Genomic DNA, 22,666 nt, shown 5'->3' with positions numbered 1-22,666 from the left:
TCATTAAACGGAATCGCCCACTTAATTCTTCGGAAGTAAAATGTGAAATACGGCTCCTCCATTTTTACCTGTACTCGCAGAGATATGTCCACTGTGGTTTTGAATGATTTTTCTACAAATAGATAAGCCAATGCCTGTGCCTTCGTAATCTGCTTTACTGTGTAGTCGTTGAAATATTTTAAAGATGCGGTCAATATCATCTTCTTTAAAACCGATGCCATTATCACTAAATTCAATTAAATGGTATTCTTTTTTTGTATTCAGTTGGGGATGTTTTTCAAAAATATCTTTTTGGGCAGCAGTACATGTAATTTGAATAATAGGTTTCACATCCGCTCGCGCATACTTTAGGGCATTCGACATTAAGTTGCTAAAAAGTTGCATCATTTGTGCAGGTATTGCATGAATGATGGGTAGGTTTTGTATGATAATTTTTGCGTCTTTAGAATCAATTATCAACTCGTAATCGGATCCTACATGCTGTACCGTTTGTGCCAAATCTACGTGAACAAAATCAGCAGTACTTTGTGTTACTTCTGAAAAGGCCAATACATCCCGAATCAACTTGGTCATGCGTTCAGTAGAGGTATTGATTTTATCAAAATATTTCTTAGCCTTATCATTCATTTCTGGAATATTTTGTTCCAGCATTTGCGTAAATAAGCTAATTTTTCTTATTGGTTCTTGTAAATCATGCGAAGCGATGTGGGCAAATTGTTCCAGTTCGTTATTGGATCTTATAAGGCTGTGATTTAATTCAGCAAGTTCTTTCGTTCGTTCAATTACTGCTTGCTCAATCTCTTTTCGTGTTTCTACTTGATGTGTTACTTCAATGCTGAGTATAATAACTTTTGTAACCTTGTTTTCTGAATTAAGTACAGGGAGATATTCGAACGTGGTAAAAACTTTTTCTTTTACACCTCCTCGAATTAAATGCAATTCATTTTCTTCGCTGGCAAATTTTTTACCCGTTGCAAAAACCTCATTCATTTTTTCTTGGAATTGAGCTGCAATTTCAGGTAGTACTTCCCAATACAAGGCATCTGTAAATTGTGCACGTGTTTTACCTGAAATTAATATAAACCGATCGTTTACCTCTTCTACTCGAGCAGGATTTCCGCTTACAACACAGATACCAATAGGTGCGGAGGTAATAAGTTCCCGAAGTTCTTTTTCTTTTACTTCAATGTCTTGTCTGGCTGTAACTAGTTTGGTGATTTCTGTGGCTGTAACAATGGTGCCATAAATTTCTCCAGATATACTTCTAAGCGCTTTACATGTGTAAGTATAATATCCAACATATTCTTTTCCGAATCGGAGGAATAAAAGTTTTTCTTCTGGCTGTATATAGGTTTCTCCTGTTCGGAATGTTGTTTGCATTCTTTCTAAAATAGGAGTGTTTCTTAACTCGGGTAATACTTCATCAAATGTTTTTCCTAAAATGGAATTGTCTCTACCAATGAGTTCCAACATATTTTCATTGGCAATTTTTATATGCATCTCTTTGCCGATATAAACAATTTTTGCAACAGGTGAATGGTTGATAACAGATCGTGAAAAAAATTCACTTTCTTCTAATTTATCGTGTGCTATTTTTTGTTCGATAACGTCCAATGCCAACTGCTTTTTTAAGTGAGCGTCTTCTGTTACATCTTGCAACGTGCCACTTAACTGATAGGCTCTTCCATTTTCATTAAATAGAGCTTTACCTTTAGCATGAACAATTAGTTCTTTTTTAGTTAATGGGTTAATTATTGAGTACTCAATGTCATACTTTCCGCCAGAAGCTGGTTGAAGTGCATTGGAAATTGCATTTTCAACAGCATGTCTATCTTTATCTGCGATGGCATCTGTAGCTGCTTTAAGGCTAATTTTTTCATCATCTTCTAAGCCAAACCAATCCTTTAATCGATTGTTGCCTGTAAATGTGTTGGTAATGGGGTTTAGATTCCAAATTCCTAATTGGGTTGCTTCTATTGTAAAGTCAAGCTGACTTTTATTATCATGTAATTCCTGTAATGCAAGTACTTGGGATGTTACATCTGTAGCCATATTTAAGATGCCATATACTTCACCATTTGAATTGCGAATAGCAACATAACTATAATCAAAATAAGAGGTGGTAAGTACGCCATCAATTATGATGTGCGCAGGAGAGGCCTTTGCTTCAAAGGTTTTTCCTGTGTTGTACACTTCTTTTAATAAGTTGGAAAAAGGCTGATCTTCTAATTCTGGCAATGCTTTTTTTAACGGTTTTCCAATAACTTCTGGGCCTTTAGCCCAAATTTTTATCATAGATGTATTTGCAATCTCAATGATCATATCCTTGCCTGTAAAAAAACAAATCGCAATTGTTGCTACTTCTATAATCGAACGTAGTTTTAATTCGTCTTCCTTGGTTTGTCTAAAAGAATGGATTTTATCTGTCGTATCGAAAATAACTGTTTGCACGCCACCTATGGTCCAATCGTCGTTACAAATGGGCGCGTAAAAAATATCTACATACCGTTCTTCTATCAAACCATTTGTTTCAATTTTCATTAGCAAGTCTCGTTGCTGCTCTTTACCGCCCGCCATAATTGAAGCAAATACCGGATCTAGGATTTTCCATATCTGTGGTCTGCTTTTTACTGAACTACCTAAGGCAGCGGGATGTCTTCCTTTATCAAAAGTAGATATAGCAGCATCATTGTATAGTTGAATGTAATCGGTACCCCAGCTAATATGTGTTGGCACACTGGTATGTAGCATTGCATGTACAGCAAACTTGAGCGCTGTAGGCCAAGATGAAGGAATTCCTATTGGGGTTGAATACCAATCAAAATTGCGTATCAATTCTCCAGTTTCTCCGCCTCCTTGCAAGAAGGTGTCGCTGTGTTTTGTACCTAATGATTCCAAATTGTATTTTTTTAAACGTGAAACGTGTTTAATATAATTTTTTGCCCTAATATGTTTGAACGGGGACTTTATTTCACGTATAGTTTGGAGTAGTTATATATATAGAATTGCCTTTTTAAGAATAAGGATGAAGTATAAAGTCCTTTTTACCCTTCTTAAAAATTACTAATCCAAATTAAACTATACTAAAATTATGCTATTCCAAAGATAAATATTTGCTGTATATTTTAATAGTTTAATTGTTATGGTAAAATTACATTTTACAGAATGCGTTTTTAATTTATATAAATACATGTGTGGTGTATTTGATTTTTTATCATACTCTAAACAACAACAGCCACCAAAATATCAGCAGCTGTTGTAATTGAAAATAAACAAAATTGTTAAAGCATTACTTTCTTTTAATCATTTCTGTAGTGCTTACATGTTCTCCAAAAGAATTGTAAATCACCTTTTTATTGGGAGAATTTATTTCATAACTCACAAATCCTTTTGCATCTGTTCTTTTATATATTATTTGGGCAGGATTCGCTTTGCTTTCTGGTATAGAATCACGAATCATTTCTGGAAGTTCAGCAGAAGTTACTTTCCACTTATTTTCTAGTAATAAACCTGTATTGTCGTATGTAGTCCACAACGTTGAGGTTCCTTCTTTAAACGTTGCTATGTATGTGCCATTTGTACGCGACCAATTGACCAATTTAGCATTGGGGTGTGCTTTGTTAAAAGAACTTGTTATTTCTTTAGGTACAGTTGGGTTTTTAAGCGTATCGTGCTGTGCAAAAGATTGGCCTACCAAAACAATTGTAAGAAATAATATGAATACGTTTTTCATAAGCTTTTAATTTATAACTCAAAGTTCTATTATTTTCATTTTATTGTATTACATGTTTTTCGATGAATGTTACAAAAAAACCAAAGATGAATGAGCGTAACTATCAATTTCTATGTATAATATCCATTTACATCTGGTTTGTGTAGAATAGTTGGTTTTAAAGGCTAATATCCTTTGAAAAAATGGTTTAATTGTGTAACTTATATGACATCAGATATGAGCTATTTAGTTTTAAAATTTAATACCTATTTAAATCTATAAATGGATGGTTTTGGCTTCTGGGTTATATTTAATGTATTGTAAAATAGTGTATTATGTTATTATGTGAAATGTGTAACAAAATAAATTTTTCATGTAAATACTGGTGGATTATAAAACCATAACTTGCATGCATCAATCAAAGACAATTGTTATGTTGAACAAAAATAAATAAGTACGAATATGGAAGTTAATAATAGCATTGGTACTGAAATGAAAACGCTTTCTGCTTTAACAACCTTGTTAGAGAAAGAAGGATTTAATACAACATTTCAAGTTGATGAAAGTGGATTAAAATCATTTGCATCGGATAGAGTTTATTCACCAAATGAAGTTTGTGTTTCTAGCTTTTATCGTTTTGAAGGCGAATCAAACCCAGAAGACAATTCAATTTTATATGCAATAGAAGCTATAAGTGGGGAAAAAGGATTGCTGATAGATGCATATGGATCACAAGGAGATATTAATATTAGCAACTTTATTGTTGAGGTAGAAAATATTCAAAAGAAAGTACATACTGATAAATAATTTTTAATTAACCTTTTAATTATACTGCTATGAAAAGAATTACAAAAAAACTAAAAGAACTTACAGGTGCCATTCAAAAGCCCGTTACTCAAAAAGAAAAAGAGGTTGTAATACATACTGCTTCTGATATGGGTATTGGATTAAGAGTTGTACGTTTTAAAGCGGCTCAAATGTAACATTGATAAAATCTTTCAACCAGCTAAAAGCTGTCAAAAACACATTGGTTTTTGACAGCTTTTTTATTTGATCCAAATTGTTAGTCTATGAACTTAATATCTATGAGCAAAGAAAATTGATACGTACAATTAGAATGTTGGAATGATTTGTTCCAAGTTTTGATTTTAATGTCACATACCTTGTTTATATGCTTCTTTAAGACAATTAATTATCAATCGCTTGTTTTTTTTGATCATGCGAATGTATTTATTTGAGACGAAAATAGTCTTTATGATCTCAAATAAATACATTGAAGAAACGAACCGTGAAGTATGAAGAAGTCTATTGAAGAGAAATTTGTTTTGAGTGCGAATGATGCGAATGATTTTTTAAATAAATACAAAGAATATGCTACCGCTAAATCTTATAAACCACAAGATATGGGGATGAATATTCTTTCTCGTGTGCTCGATAATATACCCGGAACAGTTATGGTTATTGATTTATCGAAGAATACCTATGTGTATGTAAATGGTCCCGAAATTTTGGGCTTTGATAAAATTGAATTTTTAGAGGGTGGTTTAGCGCGAGCACTATTAGCTTTCCCTGCAGCACATGGGTATGTTATGACACAACAAATTTTCCCTCGTATGTTTCAGTATTTTGAAGAATATTGTACAAAAGTAGATTATAAAGACATACACGTTACCTACCAAACCCAGCTAACCCACAAAGATGGAAGTACGCATTGGTATGAACATTCTATCAAAGTTATTTCTACAGATGAATTACAAAGACCTCGTTTGATACTCAAGAATTTAAATAATATTCAACAACATAAGAAGGATGATACGATCGATTTTGTTGTGTCCTATACCAATAATGAAAACCTTACCACAATTCTTTATGAAGATCGGTATTTGCCTGAAATTACAGATACCGTGTTATCCGCTAGAGAGTGCCAGGTTTTAAGTTTGATTAGCATGGGTATGACAAGTGCACAAATTGCAGATAGACTTTGTATCAGTCAACATACTGTAAATACCCACCGTAAAAATATTTTGAAAAAAACCTTCTGTAAGGGGACAGCAGATCTTACTATTTTTGCTATGAAACAAAAAAAGTGATTCAAATAATTTTATTGACGATTGGTTATTTTTCATTTGTTTATTCTAATTACCGTTCACGGATGTTTTAGATAGCTACATATTCGTTTTTTTTAACAATCTTTGAATAGATAAATGGGTTAAGGACATATATGTATAAGCATTTAAATATTGATAAAATAACAGATGTTATTCAAACATTAAGTTTACGCATTGAAGATCGATTTCCTCAAGCAGACCTGCTGCAGGTGTGTTTGGAGTTAAAAGAATTAGCGATAAAAAGTAAAGGCGCAAATTTGAAATTAGCAAAACCTTATATACTTATTCGAATTGCTTTAATACTTTTAATTATCATCGCTTCAACCTCTATTGTGTATACCTTATTGATGCTGAAGTTTGACGAATCATTGTTTCGGGTAGGGAATTTTATCACAGTAAGTGAAGCATTTTTAAATGAAACCATTACCATTGGTTTCGCATTTTATTTTTTATATAAGTATGAAGATATCCTGAAACAAAAGAAAATTTTAATAGCCTTGCAAGAATTACGAACCATTGCGCACATTATAGACTTGCACCAACTTACCAAAGACCCCACGCATATTTTAGCAGAAAAAACAAAAAATTCTCCCAAACGAGAATTTACGAAAGCAGAAGTAAATAGATATTTAATTTATTGCAGCGAAATGTTGTCGCTTACCTCTAAGGTTGCCGCAACGTATGCATTCAATAATAAAGACGAAATGATTTTGAATACCATTCACGATATAGAAGTTCTTTGTTCTACTTTATCGAGTAAAATGGTTCAAAAGATTGATATGAATAAGGTATTGAAATAAAGAATATATTTCGGAAAATGAATGCTGATAAATGAACACAAGTTCATTTATCAGCATTCTACATTTTTTTCTGGTGTAATGAGCTATTACAATTAATAGGATGCATAAGTGATTCATTTAATGAGATTCATACATTTCACATTAACTTTCATATTATTTTTTACATGACAGTTAATGTTTAATAATGTGCTAATGGAACTTTATTGCCTTATTCAGCCTTATTAGTTTTGATAGAAGGCTTTATGAAAAAAATAAAATTAGGGATATTAGATCAATCGGTTGTTCATACGGGCTCAACTGCTAAAGAGGCTATTGATGAGACCATTTCGACAGCAATTCTTGCAGATGCATTAGGATATTCTCGCTTTTGGGTTTCAGAACATCATAACTCTACTTTTATTGCTGGTTCTGCACCTGAGATTTTAATGGTAAAATTAGCTTCAGAAACAAAGTCCATTCGCATTGGTTCTGGAGGTATTATGTTGCCCAATCACAGCGCATTGAAAGTTGCAGAAAATTTCAGAATGTTGGAGACACTTTTTCCTGGCCGTATTGATTTAGGGATGGGTAGAGCACCAGGAACTGATCGTTTAACATCTTCCTTATTAAATCCTTCTAATGATTTTGCAGAAGAAAGTTATCTGCGACAATTGGATCATCTTCAAAACTTCTTTTCAGATACCGCATATACCCGAGATAACAGAAGAATTCTAGCCGTACCACAATCGAATAGTGTTCCCGATCAATGGATATTAAGTTCTAGTGGTGGTAGCAGTTTGATCGCTGCTAAATTTGGATTGGGCTTAGTTGTAGCAAAATTTATAAATGGTTTTGTCACACGCGAAGTGATTGATACCTATAAAGAAAACTTCAAACCTTCTGAATATTTCCCATCTCCCAAAGCAATGCTTTCTATTTTTGTATTGTGTGCAGATACTGAAGGGAAGGCGAGAGAAATGCGGAAGTTTATGGATTATGTATTCATGCAATTTGAAAAAGGGAACTTTCAAGATTTTGCTACTTTTGAGCAGATTCAAAAATATGTTTTTACGCAGGAAGAACTGCAACGCATCAAATACAATAGCGGCCGCATCATTTCTGGCACCAAAGAACATGTAAAAAAACAATTAATCGATCTTGCCGATGCATTTGATGTGGATGAAATAATTATTTCTACAATGGCAGGTAATGTTGAGGATCGGAGACGTTCTTTTGAATTAATTGCAGAAGCATTTGAATTGTAGTCTATTTGTTTTAAAAGCAGCATTTTCGATGGATTCATCCGAATACGTTTTGTTTGATTTTTCTATCAACGTGTTGTTTTATCTTGTTGCATAAGGCTTGTTATTTATGGGATTCATGAGAATAACTGCTCATTATACTTTTAATTATTAAAAATATAATGAGCAGTGAACAAATTGCATTCTTGCTTGTTATATTTTTTCATTTAATGCCGATTTTATAAAAAGTAAAAGCTTTTTTATTCGTATTAAAAATGGTAACTTATCTATTATTCATAAAACACACAGTACCACAATGAACAAGTTTACAGTAATTGCTAGTGCAATCGCATTATCACTAGCTACGCTTACATCTCAAGCGCAAACATTAAAAACTCCTGCACCAAGTACTTCCCAATCTATTAAACAAGCATTTGGCTTAGGTGATATCACAATAGATTATTCTCGTCCTTCTGCTAAAGGAAGAGCGATATTTGGCGATGTTGTTCCTTTCGGTAAAATGTGGAGAACGGGTGCAAATGCAGCAACTAAAATTACCTTTTCAGACGATGTACAAGTTGAAGGTAAAGCAGTAAAAGCAGGTAGCTATGCTATCTACACAATCCCAAATAAAGATTCATGGGAAGTTATTTTGTACAGCGATTTAACAATGGGTGGTAACACATCTAATTTTAAAGCTGAAAACGAAGTGATTCGTGTAATGGTAAAACCAATGATGTTATCTAATGCAGTTGAAACATTCACTATTGATGTAGCGGATGTTACTGCAACAACTGCAACATTAGAATTCATTTGGGAAAAAACTTCTGTGCCTGTAAAAATTACGACAGAAATTGATTCTAAAGTTATGAAAACGATCGAATCAACTATGGCTGTAGATTCTCGTCCATATTTTCAAGCTGCAACATATTATTATGAAAATGGTAAAGATTTAAATCAAGCATTGGTTTGGATCAACAAAGCGGTTGAACAAAATCCAAAAGCATTTTGGGTTGTAATGATGAAAGCACGTATTGAATTAAAATTAAACGATTCAAAAGCTGCTATTGCAAGTGGAGAAAAAACAGTAGCTATGGCTACAGAAGCAAAAAATGATGACTATGTAAAAATGGCCAATCAATTAATTGCTGACGCAAAGGCAATGCCGAACACAGATACAAAAACAAAGACGAAGTCTAAGAAATAATTTATTCGAGCTTCGAAGAATTCATTTTAATCGTTATTAAAACAAAAAGGCGTTCATTGAACGCCTTTTTGTTTTAATAACGATTAAGTTATTTTAATAAAATACAATTTATATAATTGTATTTTATTGATTTCAGAGACTGTGAAATGATACGCTAGAATTGTTTTGTTTCGAGGGTCATAACTTCAAACGTAAAACTTCACTGACCACTGTACACTTTTTCACTGACCACTTTTTAAAAAACTATTTCTTTGTAAATTTAACTACCTCATTTTTAACCGGAGTAGTTGTTTGTAAATACACATAAATCGCTGCTAAATCTTCACGTTTCATTGTTGCATACATCATCCAAGGCATAATGGTATTGAAATCTGCTGTACTTACTTTTGCTGGAACATAAGTACTGTCTGCATACATTTTGAAACGGTTTATAAACGCTTCTTCACTCCAATCACCAATACCTGTTTCTTTGTCTGATGTAATATTAGAAGAATGAAGCATGCCACCCGTCATTGGGAATTCAAAACCACCTGCATAGTCCATACCTGGAATTGCTTTTCCTTTTTCTTGTTTGGTATGGCAGTCACCACAAGAAGCAGCATTCAGTAAATATTTACCATAGGCAACTTTATCTGTAGTATTCGGTATAGGTTGAGGGTTTGCTTTTGCCGGAATGGTATTGATAATGAAATTCATTGGGAAATCTGATTCAGATTTAGGGATCTCATTTTTTATAGAAGGTAGGGTTCTTAAATAGGCAATGATTGCATAGATATCTTGTGTGTCCATTTTACCATAGCTTGGGTGTGGCATAACAGGAAGCAATGCAGAACCATCTTTGCTTACTCCAGAAGTTATAGCACGATACAATTCACCGTCTGTCCAATTGCCCACTCCCGCAGGCGTAATGTTTTTTGCGTAATACGTACCTGGAAACCCAAAATTACGATCGAATATTTCGCCTCCTTTTCCCCAAGTTGTTGAATCTGCCGGACCAGTAAACTTTGTCCAATCTCGCGTTGAGTGGCAATCCATGCAGGCTGAAACAGAATTGGCAAGATAACGACCTCGTTCAACTAAGACAGGAGTAGAAACAATTGTAATTTCTGGCGCAGGGCCAACATTTGGTAAGACTGTTTTGATATAAGTTAATGCCCCTGCAATAATTAATATAAGTATTACTGACACGTATAGTGTGATTCGGATGAATTTTTTCATGGTTTTAATTTTGTTAAAAATATGGGTTACGGAACTATTTGAAATATAAAAAGTATAAAATGCTTTTATATGCTCTAGTTTTAATTCTTGTTACACTTTCAAATCTATTGATTTTTAGTTGAAAATAAATCAATGCTCTTTTTTTAATATTATTGATAATGAACTAGTTAAATTCTATTTTTATTCCCACTTAACACAATTTCACCCCGCGTAATTTTATAGAAAAGTCGACTTAACATTAACATAACATTGGGATAACATACCAGTTAAATCATAACAATACATTTGTTATTACATAATCATCAACTAATACAAAATGTTAAAGAACTTATTACTTAGCCTTTCGTTATTAATTTTATTGCAAATTAGTGTTAAGGCACAAATTGTTAAGACACCAAACAAAATACACCCATACTCGATTCACTTATCTGAAGATGGTTCGCGCTATATTAAATTTGGAATCAATGCCCAATTATGGGGACGTTATTCAAATTTGAATCCTGGAAGTAAAGTAGGAAGCAATACCACACAAAATAATTTTGATGTTGTTATACGAAGATTAAGAATACAAGCAATGGGGATGCTTACCGAAAAAGTATATTTCCACATTCAATTGGGACAAAACAATATTAATTTCACACAAAATTCAGGTCCTTCAAACGCACCCTTTTCTATTTTAGATGTATTGGGAGAATATCATTTTAATAAGAAGTTTCAAGTTGGTGGTGGACTTTGCGGTTACGGTGCTGGTACTACACGTTATTCTGCGCAGAGTTCTACAACACAACTAACTTTAGATGCTCCCATTTACCAGCAAAATAATGTTTCTTCTACTTTTGGGAATAGAAATTTAAGTGTGTATGCAAAAGGTATGATCGGTAAGTTTAATTATCGTGCTGTTGTTACAAATCCCTATAAGCAAAATACAAGTAGTATAAATACAACATCTAGTATATCTACCTTAACGCCCAAACCACAAGTTTTGGGAATGCTTACTTATCACTTTTTAGATAAAGAATCTATTGAACAACCGTATAATAGAGGTACGTATTTGGGTACAAAAAAAGTCTTTAATATTGCAGCTGGTTTTATGTATGGTGCAAATGCCATGTGGCATATATCAGAGAATGTTGCAAAAGATACCATCAAGCAAGATATGACGGTGTTTGGCTTAGATGTTTTTTACGATGCGCCTTTAAGTGATAAAGGGAATGCGTTAACACTTTATGCTGCATATAATTATTGCAACTATGGTAAAAATTATACGCGTATGATTGCTACACCAAATCCTGCATCTGTTGGTTCTGGTACTGGTTTTATAGGAATTGGTACGGGGAATATTTTTTATGCCCAAGCAGGATATTTATTTAACAAAAAAGTAACGGAGGATGGAAAAGATAAAGGTAGAACACAAGTATTTGTCGCTTCTGAAGTGGCCGTGCTTGATGGATTGAAGTCGCCCATGTCAATGTTTGAAGCAGGATTTAATTATTACATAACAGGTACATTTGGTCCTAAGATTTCTCTTTCTTATCAAAATCGTAGTGTGTATGAAGCAACATTACAAGCAGGAGAAACAAAATTAAATTCAAGTGCACGTAAAGGAATGCTTGTATTGCAATATCAAATTTCGTTTTAAAAAATGGGTCTCTTTTAAAGGATAACTTAGATTTCAATCTTATACGAATAGCTTTTTATATTCAGTCTTGAAGGCTTGCCTTCGCTTTAAGCGAAGGCAAGCCTTCATTCGTTCTTATCGTACCTTACTAAACGTATTCTGAATGTATTGCATCATCAGTGAAATAAGCATTACCAACATGCAACCAATTGCATTCAACCACAAGTATGCCATAAGATCGTTCCACCAAATGGCAATGATGAAAATCTCTGTAACAATTGCAGCATAAAACACAGCGGAACCTTTCACTTGTTTTAGATAAAAGGCTACTAAAAATATTCCTAAGATATTTCCATAAAATAAAGATCCGAGTTTATTAACTGCTTCAATTAAGTTTCCTAGCTGTCCTGCATATAAGGCTACTACAACGCAAAATACACCCCAAGCAGCCGTTGCCCAGCGAGATGCATTTAAATACGTTTGTGGATTTGCGGTTTTATTCACAAAGCGTTTATAGAAATCTACAATACTTGTAGAAGCCAATGAATTGATACCACTTGCAGTTGAGCCCATGGATGCTAATAAAATAATAGCGATTAAGAGACCTACCAATCCTACAGGTAAGTAAGTTGTAACAAAAGTTAAAAATACATAATTGGTATCGTTGGTATCTGCGAGCGAATCATTCTGAGTCATTAAATCGGTCGCTTCTTTCTTTAATTTCTTTTCAGCAATTACAGTCTTGTGAAGCTCTTGCTGTGCCTGATCTATGTATGCTGTTGCTTCATGATTCTTAATTGCTTGTACCAATGTTTGGGCTTGATTTTTTTTAACTTCGTACAAATTTTTATGCGCTGCTTCGAGTGTATGATATTCTTGTGCATGAATACTTGTTTCTATCCGTGCAACTTCTGTTTTATTAAAAAATAGGGGAGGTGTATTGAATTGATAAAATACGAAAACCAATATCCCAATCAGTAATATTGAAAACTGCATGGGGATTTTAATTAAGCTATTCATCACCAAGCCCAATCTACTTTCTTTAATGGACTTGCCCGTCAGGTATCTGCCAACTTGCGATTGATCGGTTCCTAAATACGATAATTGTAAAAAGAAGCCTCCAATCAAACCAGACCAAACGTTGTACGGATCGTTAATATTGAAACTTAAATTGATTGCATTGAGTTTGTCCATTTTGCCTGCTAAATGTAAGGTCTCTACCAAACCCATTTCTTCGGGAAGTAAATGCACAACCATAAATGCCGCTATAAATAAGCCTGAAAAAATAATAGCCATTTGAAACATTTGCGTATAAGCTACCGCTTTTGTTCCGCCATATACAATATAACTAATTACGAGTCCGCCTGTAAAGAGCGTTGTATAGGTGATGTGTATGTCAAGAATGGTAGATAATATAATAGATGGTGCATAAATGGTGATTCCGGTAGATATTCCCCTTTGCACTAGAAATAAAAATGCCGTAAAGGAACGTGTTTTACTGTCAAATCTATTTTCTAAATATTCGTAAGCGGTGTATACATTTAGGTTTCTAAAAATTGGTATAAATGTTTTACATAAAATAATCGTAGCAAGGGGTAGTCCAAAATACATTTGAACGAATCCCATTCCGTCGCTATACGCTTGACCGGGTAATGAAATGAATGTAATAGCGCTCGCCTGTGTAGCCATAACAGATAAGCCTACTTGGTACCAAGGAAGCTCTTTATCTGCTAATAAATAACCTTCTATATTTTTTGCGCCTCTACTTTTCCATAAACCATATACTACGATGCTTATGATGGTAATTGCTAATACAGCCCAGTCAATAAAACTCATTTATAATAATTTGTAAAGATGTAAAATAGCACCATTGTAAATAGAAGCCATCCAAGTATAAAAGCATATACGCGATTCCACGTTCCTAAAAAAGGTGGCATGTCTTCTTTTTCTTCCATGTTATTTATTTTTTGGAATGCTTACTATATTTACAAACAATCTGTAAGCGCCTGGTATACCTGCGGGCAATTCTCTAAAGAATACCAATCCTGTATACACAAAATTCCCTTTGCCATATTTTGCAACTATCAAGCTGCCTTCATGTGGATTTTCTGCGGGATCATTTATCGATAAAAGAGATTGGTAATGTGTATCAACATCGGTTGCAAAATAAATTCCACGTTCTTGTATCCACCCTTTAAAATCGGTTGAGTCAATTTTGTTGGGATATGTAAATACAGAATTTTTCGTATCTAAGATTCGTACTTCTGCCAATTCATTTGTAACACGATCTCTTGAAATCGTAAATGGATACGGTCCCATTTTTGATAGTACAGGTCCAATCCGGTTGTTTGTATTGTATTGAACAATTAAGTTTCCTCCTTGTTCAACATATTTCATAAGAGTATTGTAATAGACTTGTAATCTATCGTTCGTGTTGTAGGCTCTAATGCCTGTTACAATAGCATCATACTGGCTCAAGCTGCCTTTGTCTAGTATGTCATCCGTTAATATTGTTACAGTATATCCGATTTGTTTCAAACAGGCAGCCACATCATCTCCCGCACCTGGAATATATCCAATATTTTTACCTGCTGTTTTTAACGGAATAAACGTTACGTTCGCTTCAGCATTTTTTAAAATGTATTGATAGGGTATGTGATCGTATTCAATACGTGTGATGCCTTTTGTATACACGTCCGAATCCATTTTAACGGTAGCTTCAATTTTTCCATTGATGCATGTAGCAGATGCTTGTACCAGTACAGTTACGATTATTTCTTCTCCTTTTTCTGTTAGTTTGAACGATGGTTGTGCACATGTTGCTGTCCAGCCTTTAGGCAAGGTCCATTGTAATGTTCCTTGAATATTAGGCTCGTTGGCTTTGATGATAAATTGTATGGGTTTAGGTTTGGTGTCAACAAATGCATACACATGCTCAACCGTATTGATGGTTATTTTAGGAAGCACTTCAAGTGGTCTATATAATTCGCCCTTTACGGGGTCGGTATATTTGTATACAATCGGTCTGCTAATTTTCAATGCGGTTCCATTTATTTCTATTTCAAATACTACAGATTCCGCAGCATCGTTTTGCGCTTTACCAATCAGTAGTTGATTTGTTACGGTGTACAATCCACTTGTATGTGGTGCATTCAGCCAATATGGATTTGAATGAGGTGTTTTCTCTGAAATTTTTTCAGAATGGGTGAAGGTATATAATTGATTCGGTTTTAAATTCAAGGACAAAGTGGTATCGCTTTCAATAAAATTGATACTACGTAATGTTACAGAAGAATTATTTCGATTGATAATTTGAATACTTGTTTGAAGGATGTTTCCTGGGATGATTATGTAATCTGCTGCGTAAGCTTCTACCCAAAGTCCGGAACAATCAAGAATAATAGACTCTAGCTCTTTTAATTTTGCGTGTTTCCAAAGTGCAATGGTTTTATTTTCTTCTGAAATTTGTTCGATGTTCTTATGCAGTTTTACAAGATCGGCTAAGCTTGATTCTGGATGCATTGGATTGAATGCAGCAAGTATGGCATCGATGCTTTTTGTTTCGGATTGTGTGTTGTTAAATCGATTCCATGTGGTATTAATATTCTCAAAAATATCCTTCGTGACTTTATTACTATCTAATTGTTTGAAATACTCGATGTTTTCTCCACGCGTTTTTGCTGTTCCAAACCCTTGACTTTTATGCATGGATCTGTTTTCTGAAGCCAGTTCTCCATATGATTTTCCTAATAAGGGATTATAGCCACCAATATCTATTTTAATTTGATCTTCAGATGTTGTGTTGATGCTTCCAAAGCGAAAAGTATTCCAAAAAATATGTTGTGCTTGCCACACGGTTGTGTATTTTAATTGTTCTGGAAAATGTGTTGGGTCTGCAGCAGCTTTAAACGCTTCAACTGCTAATAGTGCAGATGCCGTATGATGGCCATGTCCCCCTTCGCCCGTTGTTGGGAATCGTGTAATAATTACGTCGGGTTTGAATGTACGGATAACCCATACAACATCTGCAAGGATACTATCTCTATTCCAAAATTGGAATGTCTCTTCGGGATTTTTTGAAAAACCAAAATCGTTGGCACGTGTAAAGAATTGTTCTGCACCATCTATTCCCCTTGCCGCTAATAATTCTTGTGTGCGAATTAATCCAAGAGATTCACCTTGCTCTTTACCAATTAAATTTTGTCCGCCGTCTCCACGCGTTAAGGATAAATAACCTGTGCGATATTTTCTTCCATAGGTCAAATAGGGAAGTAGTCGCGTATTTTCATCATCCGGATGTGCCGCAATATATAATACAGAACCAAGGGTATTTAATTTCTCTAGTTTTTGAATGATATCTGCTGAGTTAGCAAGGGGTGTTTGAGCAAATAAGGATAGTGTGTATGTAAATTGAAGCAGGAGAAAGGAACAAATTCTTTTCATAAATTAAGGTAATAAGTAATAATTGGGGAATATAAATTTTAAGATATATATAATAGATTTGTATACCTAGTTTAGTAGACCAATCCGGTTTAAAAATAGACTAAAGTACAATATCCCACTTTCGGATATATACAAGTGGCTTGCGAACGATAAGTTCTTTTTTAAAATCACTAGAAGCTTCGATTGTTATGTAGGTATCAGTATGATTGCATCCTGGATCATTACACGTTACTTGTCTCGTTTGTACGCGAGCATCTCTTGGGATGGACTCCGTTTCTAAAACCCATTCTGTAATTTTAGCATTGATTATTTTATTGTCCGGGTCTCTCGGGTTCGTGAACATAATCTACTTTTTTAAAAGAAGCAAGTTTCTTTTTGCTTTCAAATAATATCAATGTTTTACCTTGTATGGTGTAATTGCTAGATCTTGAAAGCGTTTTTTTTAGTTTGTCTTCCATATCCATGAATGTTTTGTTGCAGAACTTTCTGGATTGCAAAATAGTTCCAAATTGAATACTGTCTTGGTAAATTCTACACGTAGTTCTAAACATATTGCAGCCCATAAAGCCAGTAGTCATACCGTCTTTTTCTATTACAATTTCAATAAGTTCTTTGTGCGAAAAGGTGTCTATTTTTTTGGGGAAGTATTCTACTAAAGCCCATTTACCTACAATCGTATCGTGTAGTGTATTGGGTTCCTTTTGGGTGAAAGAAATAAACGCAATACAACATACGATGAATGCTATGAATGTTATGAATACTGATTTAATAGTCGTCATCTTCAATTGATTTTTTGCCTTTTTTAATTGGTTTGTTGTATATCCATTTATAGGATTGAAATGTTTGAATGCTATTTGAAATGTCTTTATTTACTTCAATCAATACGTTTTTTGTATATGCTTGTAAGTCTGTCTGAATCATAGGTATTTCGACACGTTTAGATTCTGTACGCATAGATCTGCTGCTACCTGTTGTTTTTCCCATGTAGGTAGATTCTTCCGTGTAGGTATAATAATGTACCAATCGTTTTACTTTACAACGAAGTCCAGTTTCAGTATAATAAATAATATAATCAAATGTCATGGAACAATCACTATAAATAGGCTTGTGCGTATTCTTCAACATTCCATGACTTTTTAATTTATTAGTAATTCGAATCTTCATTGATTTGCCTACTGAATCGATTGCAACGATTTCATATCTATTTACATAGAAGCTATCTAAAAATCTTTTTGTAAAGAATAATGTACTATCCCATGACTTGGGACTGTTAAAAGGCACATCGAAATAATAACAATAGTCTTTTCCTGTGCTGTCTTTGGGAGGTAAAGCAGGTTTGGCAGCAATACTTGTAAAGGACAATAAGCCGATACATATGATTAAGAATGGTTTCATAGTGAGAATGTGAATGCGTTCGTTTTATTAATAATAGGGGGTGAATCAAAATTACAATAAATTCGGGAAACAGAAGAAATTGTAAGGTAATAGTCTTTGAATTAGGCTGATTCCAAGAATTAAGTTAAAAGAACAGATTTAAACGATTTTATTTTGAACAATTTCAATATTTTCAATTTAAATATTTTATCTTGTAGGGAAATGACACGTGGGAGCAAAGATTTTTTTTGTTTAAGTCGAAGATTTACTAATTAATTACTACCAAATGAGCGCATTAACGGTAACGCAGGATAAGCTAGGTAAGACATATCACAATTTGGAATTCCTTTTAAATTGTTTCAAGGAAGTTTTGGTTGAAAATGGGGAGGAGGAAACTGCTCGCTATATACCTTGGATTAATAAAAAAGGTAAAGCAGTACACGATTCCATTACTGAAAAGCATATTCAAGTGTATTCCATTGCTTTTCAACTATTGAACATGGTTGAAGAAAATGGAGCCGTGAAATTACGTCGTCAGCATGAAAGCGATAAGTCATTATCGAGTGTTAACGGACTTTGGGGTAAGAATTTATTGATGCTGAAACAAAAGAAGATTACTCCGGAGCAAATTGCCGCAGAGCTTTGTAATGTTCGCATTGAACCCGTACTAACGGCTCACCCTACGGAAGCGAAACGTACCATAGTACTTGAGCATCACAGACAATTGTATTTGTTATTTTTACGTTGGGAAGATTCAACCTATACCGTATTAGAAAAAAACGAAATTAAAAGAGAGATTAAATTGGTGCTAGACCGCTTGTGGAGAACAGGCGAAATCTATCTTGAAAAACCTGATTTAAGTTCTGAACGCTCTAACGTTTTACATTATTTAACAACCGTTTTCCCTGAAGTTGTTTCTATTCTTGATCGTAGGTTAGGAATGGCGTGGGAACAAATGGGTTTTGATCCTGAATTAATAATCTCCTATACAAAACTTCCAAAGGTTTCTTTTGGAAACTGGGTAGGTGGTGATCGTGATGGACACCCACTTGTTACGAGTGAAGTTACTAAAGAGACACTTGAGCTGTTTCGTTTGAATGCATTTATTTTAATGCACAGACAATTAGAAAAGCTTGAGAAAAATTTGAGCTTTACCTGCTTATATAAAGAAACAATTAAGCCTTTACAAAAAAGGATTAATGAGTTGTTAGAGGAAACAAATAGCCAACACTTGTTGGAATTAGAATCGAATAACAGAGAAATTTTTAGATTTTATATTGAATTATTAATCATGAAACTTCCTTTAGAAGAAAACAAAGGAGATGGATTGAGATTAAATGAAAAACCATACAGTTATAGAGAGTCTAATAAATTATTAGAAGATCTTATTATTTTACGAGATGCGTTAATTTCGTTTGGCGCAAAAACGATTGCCTACCATGATGTGCGTGATATGGCACGTTTGGTACAGACGTTTGGTTTCCATTTGGCGCATTTAGATATTCGTCAAAATAGTAAGTTTCATGATAACGCAATTTCTCAATTGATGAATGCGGCTTCTATGGATGGAGATCGTTTCTTAACTTTGAATGAAGAAGAACGATTGAAGTTTATTAATAAAGAATTGCTTTCCTTAAGACCATTCTCTTATCCAAAAACGAAATTAGGACCCGAGGCAGAAGCTGTAACGTCTTGTTTACGTGTAGTAGCAGACCACGTTGAGAATTATGGAACGAGTGCACTTGGTTCATTAATTGTGAGCATGACACGCTCTACATCGGATTTGTTATTGGTTTATTTATTAGCAAGAGAGGCAGGTTTATTAATCAAGACAGATAAAGGTATTGTTTGTAAACTGCCTGTTGTTCCATTGTTTGAAACAATAGAAGATTTACAAGGAAGCCCTCAAATATTAAGTAAGTTTTTAGAGCATCCAATTACTAAAAATAGTTTGGATTATCATCGTTTGGATCGCAACGAAAAAGATCGTGTGCAACAAGTAATGATTGGATATAGCGATAGTAATAAAGACGGCGGTATTCTTGCAAGTCAATCGAATTTATCCAATACCCAATTGAAACTCGTTGATGTTGGTAAAAAATACGGTGCACGTATTCGTTTCTTTCATGGTAAAGGTGGTTCAATTAGCCGTGGTGCTGGTCCTACGCAATGGTTTATTAAAACCTTACCACACAATTCTATTCAAGGCGATATGCGCTTGACCGAACAAGGGGAAACGATATCGCAGAAATATGCAAACAAAATTAATGCGGCTTTCAACTTGGAATTGTTAGAAGCAGGTACTGCTGGATATTCTATACTGCATAAGTATACAAAGCATAAGAAAAATCGTTTTGATAAATATCTGGAATTCTTAGCTGCTAAAAGTCAGGAATATTATACAGATTTAATTAACAATAAAGACTTCATTATTTTCTTTGGTCAGGCAACTCCTATTGATGTTATTGAACAAAGTAAAATTGGATCTAGACCCGCACGAAGATCAGGTAAAAGAACGTTGGCAGATTTAAGAGCTATACCTTGGGTGTTTAGCTGGGCACAATCACGCTTCAATATCACAAGTTGGTATGGGGTTGGTAATGCTTTGGAAATGTTCATGAAAGAAAATCCTGAAGAGTTTGAATACTTGAAGAAAATGGCTGCGAGTGATACCATCATTCGTTATATCTTTACCAATGTAGATACGAGCTTGGCTGCAACGGATGAAAAAATATTCAGAAGCTATGCAACCTTAGTAGAAGACGAAGTTATTCGAACAGAGATATTAGACATGATTGTTAAAGAATATAATAGAACCAAAAAAATGTTGGCCTTATTATTTGACAATCCGTTTGAAGTGCGAAGATCATTCCATCACTATTCGAATGTATTGCGTGCAGAAGCATTGAATGATTTGCACTATGATCAAATTGAATTGCTCAGAAAATGGAGAAAGGTGAATGCACAACCTCAATCTGAAAAAGCAAATAAAATATTAACGGAACTTCTTCTCACAGTAAATGCAATTGCAGGAGCGTTACGAAACACAGGTTGATACCATCAAAAAAAAATCCCGCAAGCAGCGGGTTTTTTTTTGACTTTTTTATAAGAGATCAATGCTGCCGATTATGGGATTTAACAGCTGAATTAGAATAGGTATTACATCTATGCTCTGTAGTGCAAGAAATAATTAGTGCAATACTCACTGCTGTTAAAAAAAAGAGTGGATATCTCATGGGTATTGGTTCAAACGTTTGTTACTAAAATAGTGAAAAATCGCAACAAATTTGATAAGAATTGAAATGGCAAAGAAGGAACATAAAGGCAGGACAGGTGTTGTTTACTCAACTAGTGAAGAATTTAATTATTCGTATGAAGGAGAAGCGGAAGCAGATACACTAGCAGCTGAGAATCAAAAGCTGAAAGTTGTTTTGGATAGTAAAAGACGTGCTGGCAAAACAGTAACCGTAGTGAGCGGTTTTATTGGCACTACGGTAGATTTAGAAGAATTAGGTAAAAAGCTGAAAAATAAACTAGGTGTAGGTGGTTCTGCTAAAGATGGCGAAATATTGATTCAAGGAGATTTTAAAGTTCGCATCATTGCCTTATTGACTGAATTGAAATATAAAGTGAAGTAGTGCGCTGGATTGCTATGGCTGATTTTAGTAATGCTTGAACTGTGAATATTTGAATGAACGACTACCTCAATGACTAAATTTGACGAATGAGTACATTATTATTAATAGGCCTTATTATAATCCTATTTGTGGTAGTGCCATTTGGAATTGGACTTTTATTCTATTTTATTCCTAAAAGACTTGGCTATCCTCGAATAGCAAAATATTTAACAATTTCCTACCTAATGATAGGTTTGGCAATTGGATATTTGTTTTTCTGTTGAAAGTTTTTTCGCTAGTATTAGTTTACTCGACGCCACTAAGCACTACCCAAGGGATAGAGTTATGTAGCAATCTAATTTTAAGTTGGACTACAACATAATTGTAATGCGTATAAAACGTTAACCTCTCAAATAAGATACAGTTATTCATTCAAACGTACATAACAAAAAAAGGGAGCACATGCTCCCTTTTTTTGTTATGTACGTTTATTACTGTTATTGTTTCAATAATCTGAACGTGTTTGTATTTCCATCATACTGCGTTGTTACAATATATGTTCCAATTGGTAAGCCAGAACCAAGATAAATTGTTTGGTTTGTTTGCCACGTATTAGATTGCCATACTGTTATCCCATTCATGTCTACCATTCTAATGCTCAGTACTACATCAGATGGATAAGGGATTAAAATAGTTGTTTGATCGAAGAACGGATTTGCACCCATTTGTACTCCATTAACCAATGTTACATTTGTAGGTGGAGTAATAGCAGGGCTTGAGGAATTTGAGTTTGCTGTTGTTGGGCATACAGAGATGTTTTTAATAAACATATTAACTGCACTGTTTGGCTGTCCATTAAATGTGAACTTATATGCCAAGTAAATTGCCCCAGTAGTTGTTGAAGTAAATGTTACCGACTTAGTGGTATACGATGCTGGGAAACCAGAGCTTACTGTTGTAGCAGGTTGTGCTAAAATTGCTCCGTCCCACACTTCACCTGTAGCAAAACCAAGAGTAATTCCTGTTGCTGGGCTTTGTGCATCATTTTTGAAATCAAAAGATACCGTATAGCTTTGACCGCTTACTACATTGATAGACTTACCTGTTTCGATTGCCCAAAGTTCTGGATTACCCCATTGACGGTGTTTGATATTGATTGCTCCTGTCGAAGCTGCTACAGAAGAACCATTACCTTGATCTGCCCAATTATTTCTAACAACCCATTGAGATGCATTTGGAACAGCTTCTGTAACACAGTCACCAACATTACCAGGATTCGTAGGATTTGTAATACTTATTGATACTGCTGCAGAAGTAGTTGCTGCGCCAGAGTTATCTGTTGCTTTTGC

The 22,666-nt window shown here is 34.3% G+C and carries 18 protein-coding genes; 9 read left to right on the top strand and 9 right to left on the bottom strand.

Annotated features, from left to right (window positions below; genetic code table 11):
* Positions 1-21 precede the first annotated feature (21 nt).
* Together Q0543_RS05855 and Q0543_RS05850 are read right to left on the bottom strand one after the other, a co-directional pair.
* On the bottom strand, positions 22-2,898 hold the full coding sequence (locus Q0543_RS05855) for a PAS domain-containing protein (RefSeq protein WP_299250333.1): 2,877 nt from the start codon (positions 2,896-2,898) through the stop codon (positions 22-24).
* A gap of 391 nt (positions 2,899-3,289) precedes the next feature.
* Positions 3,290-3,733, bottom strand: coding sequence for a hypothetical protein (locus tag Q0543_RS05850; RefSeq protein ID WP_299250331.1), 444 nt, complete (start codon positions 3,731-3,733; stop codon positions 3,290-3,292).
* A gap of 441 nt (positions 3,734-4,174) precedes the next feature.
* Between Q0543_RS05850 and Q0543_RS05845 the strand changes: the two genes are divergently transcribed.
* The 6 genes from Q0543_RS05845 (at position 4,175) to Q0543_RS05820 (ending at position 9,047) form a co-directional block, all read left to right on the top strand.
* Positions 4,175-4,519 carry a hypothetical protein gene (locus Q0543_RS05845; protein ID WP_299250328.1) on the top strand — a complete coding sequence of 115 codons (345 nt, stop codon included), beginning with the start codon at positions 4,175-4,177 and terminating at the stop codon, positions 4,517-4,519.
* A 29-nt stretch (positions 4,520-4,548) separates the two neighbouring features.
* Complete coding sequence (locus Q0543_RS05840; protein WP_299250326.1) at positions 4,549-4,695, top strand: hypothetical protein; 147 nt, start codon at positions 4,549-4,551, stop codon at positions 4,693-4,695.
* 312 nt (positions 4,696-5,007) lie between these two features.
* Complete coding sequence (locus Q0543_RS05835; RefSeq protein ID WP_299250324.1) at positions 5,008-5,802, top strand: LuxR C-terminal-related transcriptional regulator; 795 nt, start codon at positions 5,008-5,010, stop codon at positions 5,800-5,802.
* A 131-nt stretch (positions 5,803-5,933) separates the two neighbouring features.
* Positions 5,934-6,620: a hypothetical protein gene (locus Q0543_RS05830; protein WP_299250322.1), complete on the top strand. Its 687-nt coding sequence runs from the start codon at positions 5,934-5,936 to the stop codon at positions 6,618-6,620.
* Positions 6,621-6,862: 242 nt separating this feature from the next.
* Complete coding sequence (locus Q0543_RS05825) at positions 6,863-7,864, top strand: LLM class flavin-dependent oxidoreductase (RefSeq protein WP_299250320.1); 1,002 nt, start codon at positions 6,863-6,865, stop codon at positions 7,862-7,864.
* Positions 7,865-8,156: 292 nt separating this feature from the next.
* The gene (locus Q0543_RS05820) at positions 8,157-9,047 is read left to right on the top strand and encodes a DUF2911 domain-containing protein (RefSeq protein WP_299250318.1); all 891 of its coding nucleotides are present in this window, start codon (positions 8,157-8,159) and stop codon (positions 9,045-9,047) included.
* Between the two features lie 243 nt (positions 9,048-9,290).
* Here Q0543_RS05820 and Q0543_RS05815 read toward each other — a convergent pair whose 3' ends face one another.
* The gene (locus tag Q0543_RS05815) at positions 9,291-10,265 is read right to left on the bottom strand and encodes a c-type cytochrome (RefSeq protein WP_299250316.1); all 975 of its coding nucleotides are present in this window, start codon (positions 10,263-10,265) and stop codon (positions 9,291-9,293) included.
* Between the two features lie 316 nt (positions 10,266-10,581).
* On the opposite strand from Q0543_RS05815, the gene Q0543_RS05810 reads away from it, so the two are divergent.
* Complete coding sequence (locus Q0543_RS05810; RefSeq protein ID WP_299250314.1) at positions 10,582-11,904, top strand: hypothetical protein; 1,323 nt, start codon at positions 10,582-10,584, stop codon at positions 11,902-11,904.
* 114 nt (positions 11,905-12,018) lie between these two features.
* Here the strand turns inward: Q0543_RS05810 and Q0543_RS05805 are convergent, their stop codons facing one another.
* The 5 genes from Q0543_RS05805 to Q0543_RS05785 all read right to left on the bottom strand — a co-directional run bounded on the left by Q0543_RS05805 (position 12,019) and on the right by Q0543_RS05785 (position 17,721).
* Entirely contained in the window at positions 12,019-13,719 is a 1,701-nt protein-coding gene (locus tag Q0543_RS05805; RefSeq protein ID WP_299250312.1) for a sodium:solute symporter, read from the bottom strand.
* A 120-nt stretch (positions 13,720-13,839) separates the two neighbouring features.
* Complete coding sequence (locus Q0543_RS05800) at positions 13,840-16,326, bottom strand: PIG-L family deacetylase (RefSeq protein WP_299250310.1); 2,487 nt, start codon at positions 16,324-16,326, stop codon at positions 13,840-13,842.
* Between the two features lie 100 nt (positions 16,327-16,426).
* Positions 16,427-16,669, bottom strand: a complete 243-nt coding sequence (locus Q0543_RS05795; RefSeq protein WP_299250308.1) for a hypothetical protein — start codon at positions 16,667-16,669, stop codon at positions 16,427-16,429.
* Entirely contained in the window at positions 16,638-17,105 is a 468-nt protein-coding gene (locus tag Q0543_RS05790) for an META domain-containing protein (protein WP_299250306.1), read from the bottom strand. The genes Q0543_RS05795 and Q0543_RS05790 overlap by 32 nt, the downstream gene beginning before the upstream one ends.
* A complete protein-coding gene (locus tag Q0543_RS05785) occupies positions 17,092-17,721 on the bottom strand; it encodes a hypothetical protein (protein WP_299250304.1) in 630 nt (209 codons plus the stop codon). Before Q0543_RS05785 ends, Q0543_RS05790 begins: the two co-directional genes overlap by 14 nt.
* Positions 17,722-17,986: 265 nt before the next feature.
* Here Q0543_RS05785 and Q0543_RS05780 point away from each other — a divergent pair, with 265 nt between their 5' ends.
* Together Q0543_RS05780 and Q0543_RS05775 are read left to right on the top strand one after the other, a co-directional pair.
* Positions 17,987-20,755 (top strand): phosphoenolpyruvate carboxylase, encoded by a 2,769-nt coding sequence (locus tag Q0543_RS05780; RefSeq protein ID WP_299250302.1) that lies wholly within the window; start codon positions 17,987-17,989, stop codon positions 20,753-20,755.
* 247 nt (positions 20,756-21,002) lie between these two features.
* Positions 21,003-21,338 (top strand): translation initiation factor, encoded by a 336-nt coding sequence (locus Q0543_RS05775; protein ID WP_299250300.1) that lies wholly within the window; start codon positions 21,003-21,005, stop codon positions 21,336-21,338.
* Between the two features lie 476 nt (positions 21,339-21,814).
* Here the strand turns inward: Q0543_RS05775 and Q0543_RS05770 are convergent.
* On the bottom strand, positions 21,815-22,666 hold an 852-nt coding region (locus Q0543_RS05770), incomplete at its 5' end, for a T9SS type A sorting domain-containing protein (protein ID WP_299250299.1).

The sequence above is a fragment of the uncultured Cytophaga sp. genome, from assembly GCF_937863595.1.
In the GTDB taxonomy this organism is placed as follows: domain Bacteria; phylum Bacteroidota; class Bacteroidia; order Cytophagales; family Cytophagaceae; genus Cytophaga.
Note: the sequence above shows the minus strand (reverse complement) of the source record. Positions and strands in the feature narration are given on the sequence as shown.

Bases quoted from the DNA above. Each gene is read 5' to 3' on its own strand.
- Q0543_RS05850 (WP_299250331.1), bottom strand. From the start codon at position 3,733: ATGAAAAACGTATTCATATTATTTCTTACAATTGTTTTGGTAGGCCAA.
- Q0543_RS05845 (WP_299250328.1), top strand. From the start codon at position 4,175: ATGGAAGTTAATAATAGCATTGGTACTGAAATGAAAACGCTTTCTGCT.
- Q0543_RS05840 (WP_299250326.1), top strand. From the start codon at position 4,549: ATGAAAAGAATTACAAAAAAACTAAAAGAACTTACAGGTGCCATTCAA.
- Q0543_RS05835 (WP_299250324.1), top strand. From the start codon at position 5,008: ATGAAGAAGTCTATTGAAGAGAAATTTGTTTTGAGTGCGAATGATGCG.
- Q0543_RS05830 (WP_299250322.1), top strand. From the start codon at position 5,934: ATGTATAAGCATTTAAATATTGATAAAATAACAGATGTTATTCAAACA.
- Q0543_RS05825 (WP_299250320.1), top strand. From the start codon at position 6,863: ATGAAAAAAATAAAATTAGGGATATTAGATCAATCGGTTGTTCATACG.
- Q0543_RS05820 (WP_299250318.1), top strand. From the start codon at position 8,157: ATGAACAAGTTTACAGTAATTGCTAGTGCAATCGCATTATCACTAGCT.
- Q0543_RS05815 (WP_299250316.1), bottom strand. From the start codon at position 10,265: ATGAAAAAATTCATCCGAATCACACTATACGTGTCAGTAATACTTATA.
- Q0543_RS05810 (WP_299250314.1), top strand. From the start codon at position 10,582: ATGTTAAAGAACTTATTACTTAGCCTTTCGTTATTAATTTTATTGCAA.
- Q0543_RS05805 (WP_299250312.1), bottom strand. From the start codon at position 13,719: ATGAGTTTTATTGACTGGGCTGTATTAGCAATTACCATCATAAGCATC.
- Q0543_RS05800 (WP_299250310.1), bottom strand. From the start codon at position 16,326: ATGAAAAGAATTTGTTCCTTTCTCCTGCTTCAATTTACATACACACTA.
- Q0543_RS05795 (WP_299250308.1), bottom strand. From the start codon at position 16,669: ATGTTCACGAACCCGAGAGACCCGGACAATAAAATAATCAATGCTAAA.
- Q0543_RS05790 (WP_299250306.1), bottom strand. From the start codon at position 17,105: ATGACGACTATTAAATCAGTATTCATAACATTCATAGCATTCATCGTA.
- Q0543_RS05785 (WP_299250304.1), bottom strand. From the start codon at position 17,721: ATGAAACCATTCTTAATCATATGTATCGGCTTATTGTCCTTTACAAGT.
- Q0543_RS05780 (WP_299250302.1), top strand. From the start codon at position 17,987: ATGAGCGCATTAACGGTAACGCAGGATAAGCTAGGTAAGACATATCAC.
- Q0543_RS05775 (WP_299250300.1), top strand. From the start codon at position 21,003: ATGGCAAAGAAGGAACATAAAGGCAGGACAGGTGTTGTTTACTCAACT.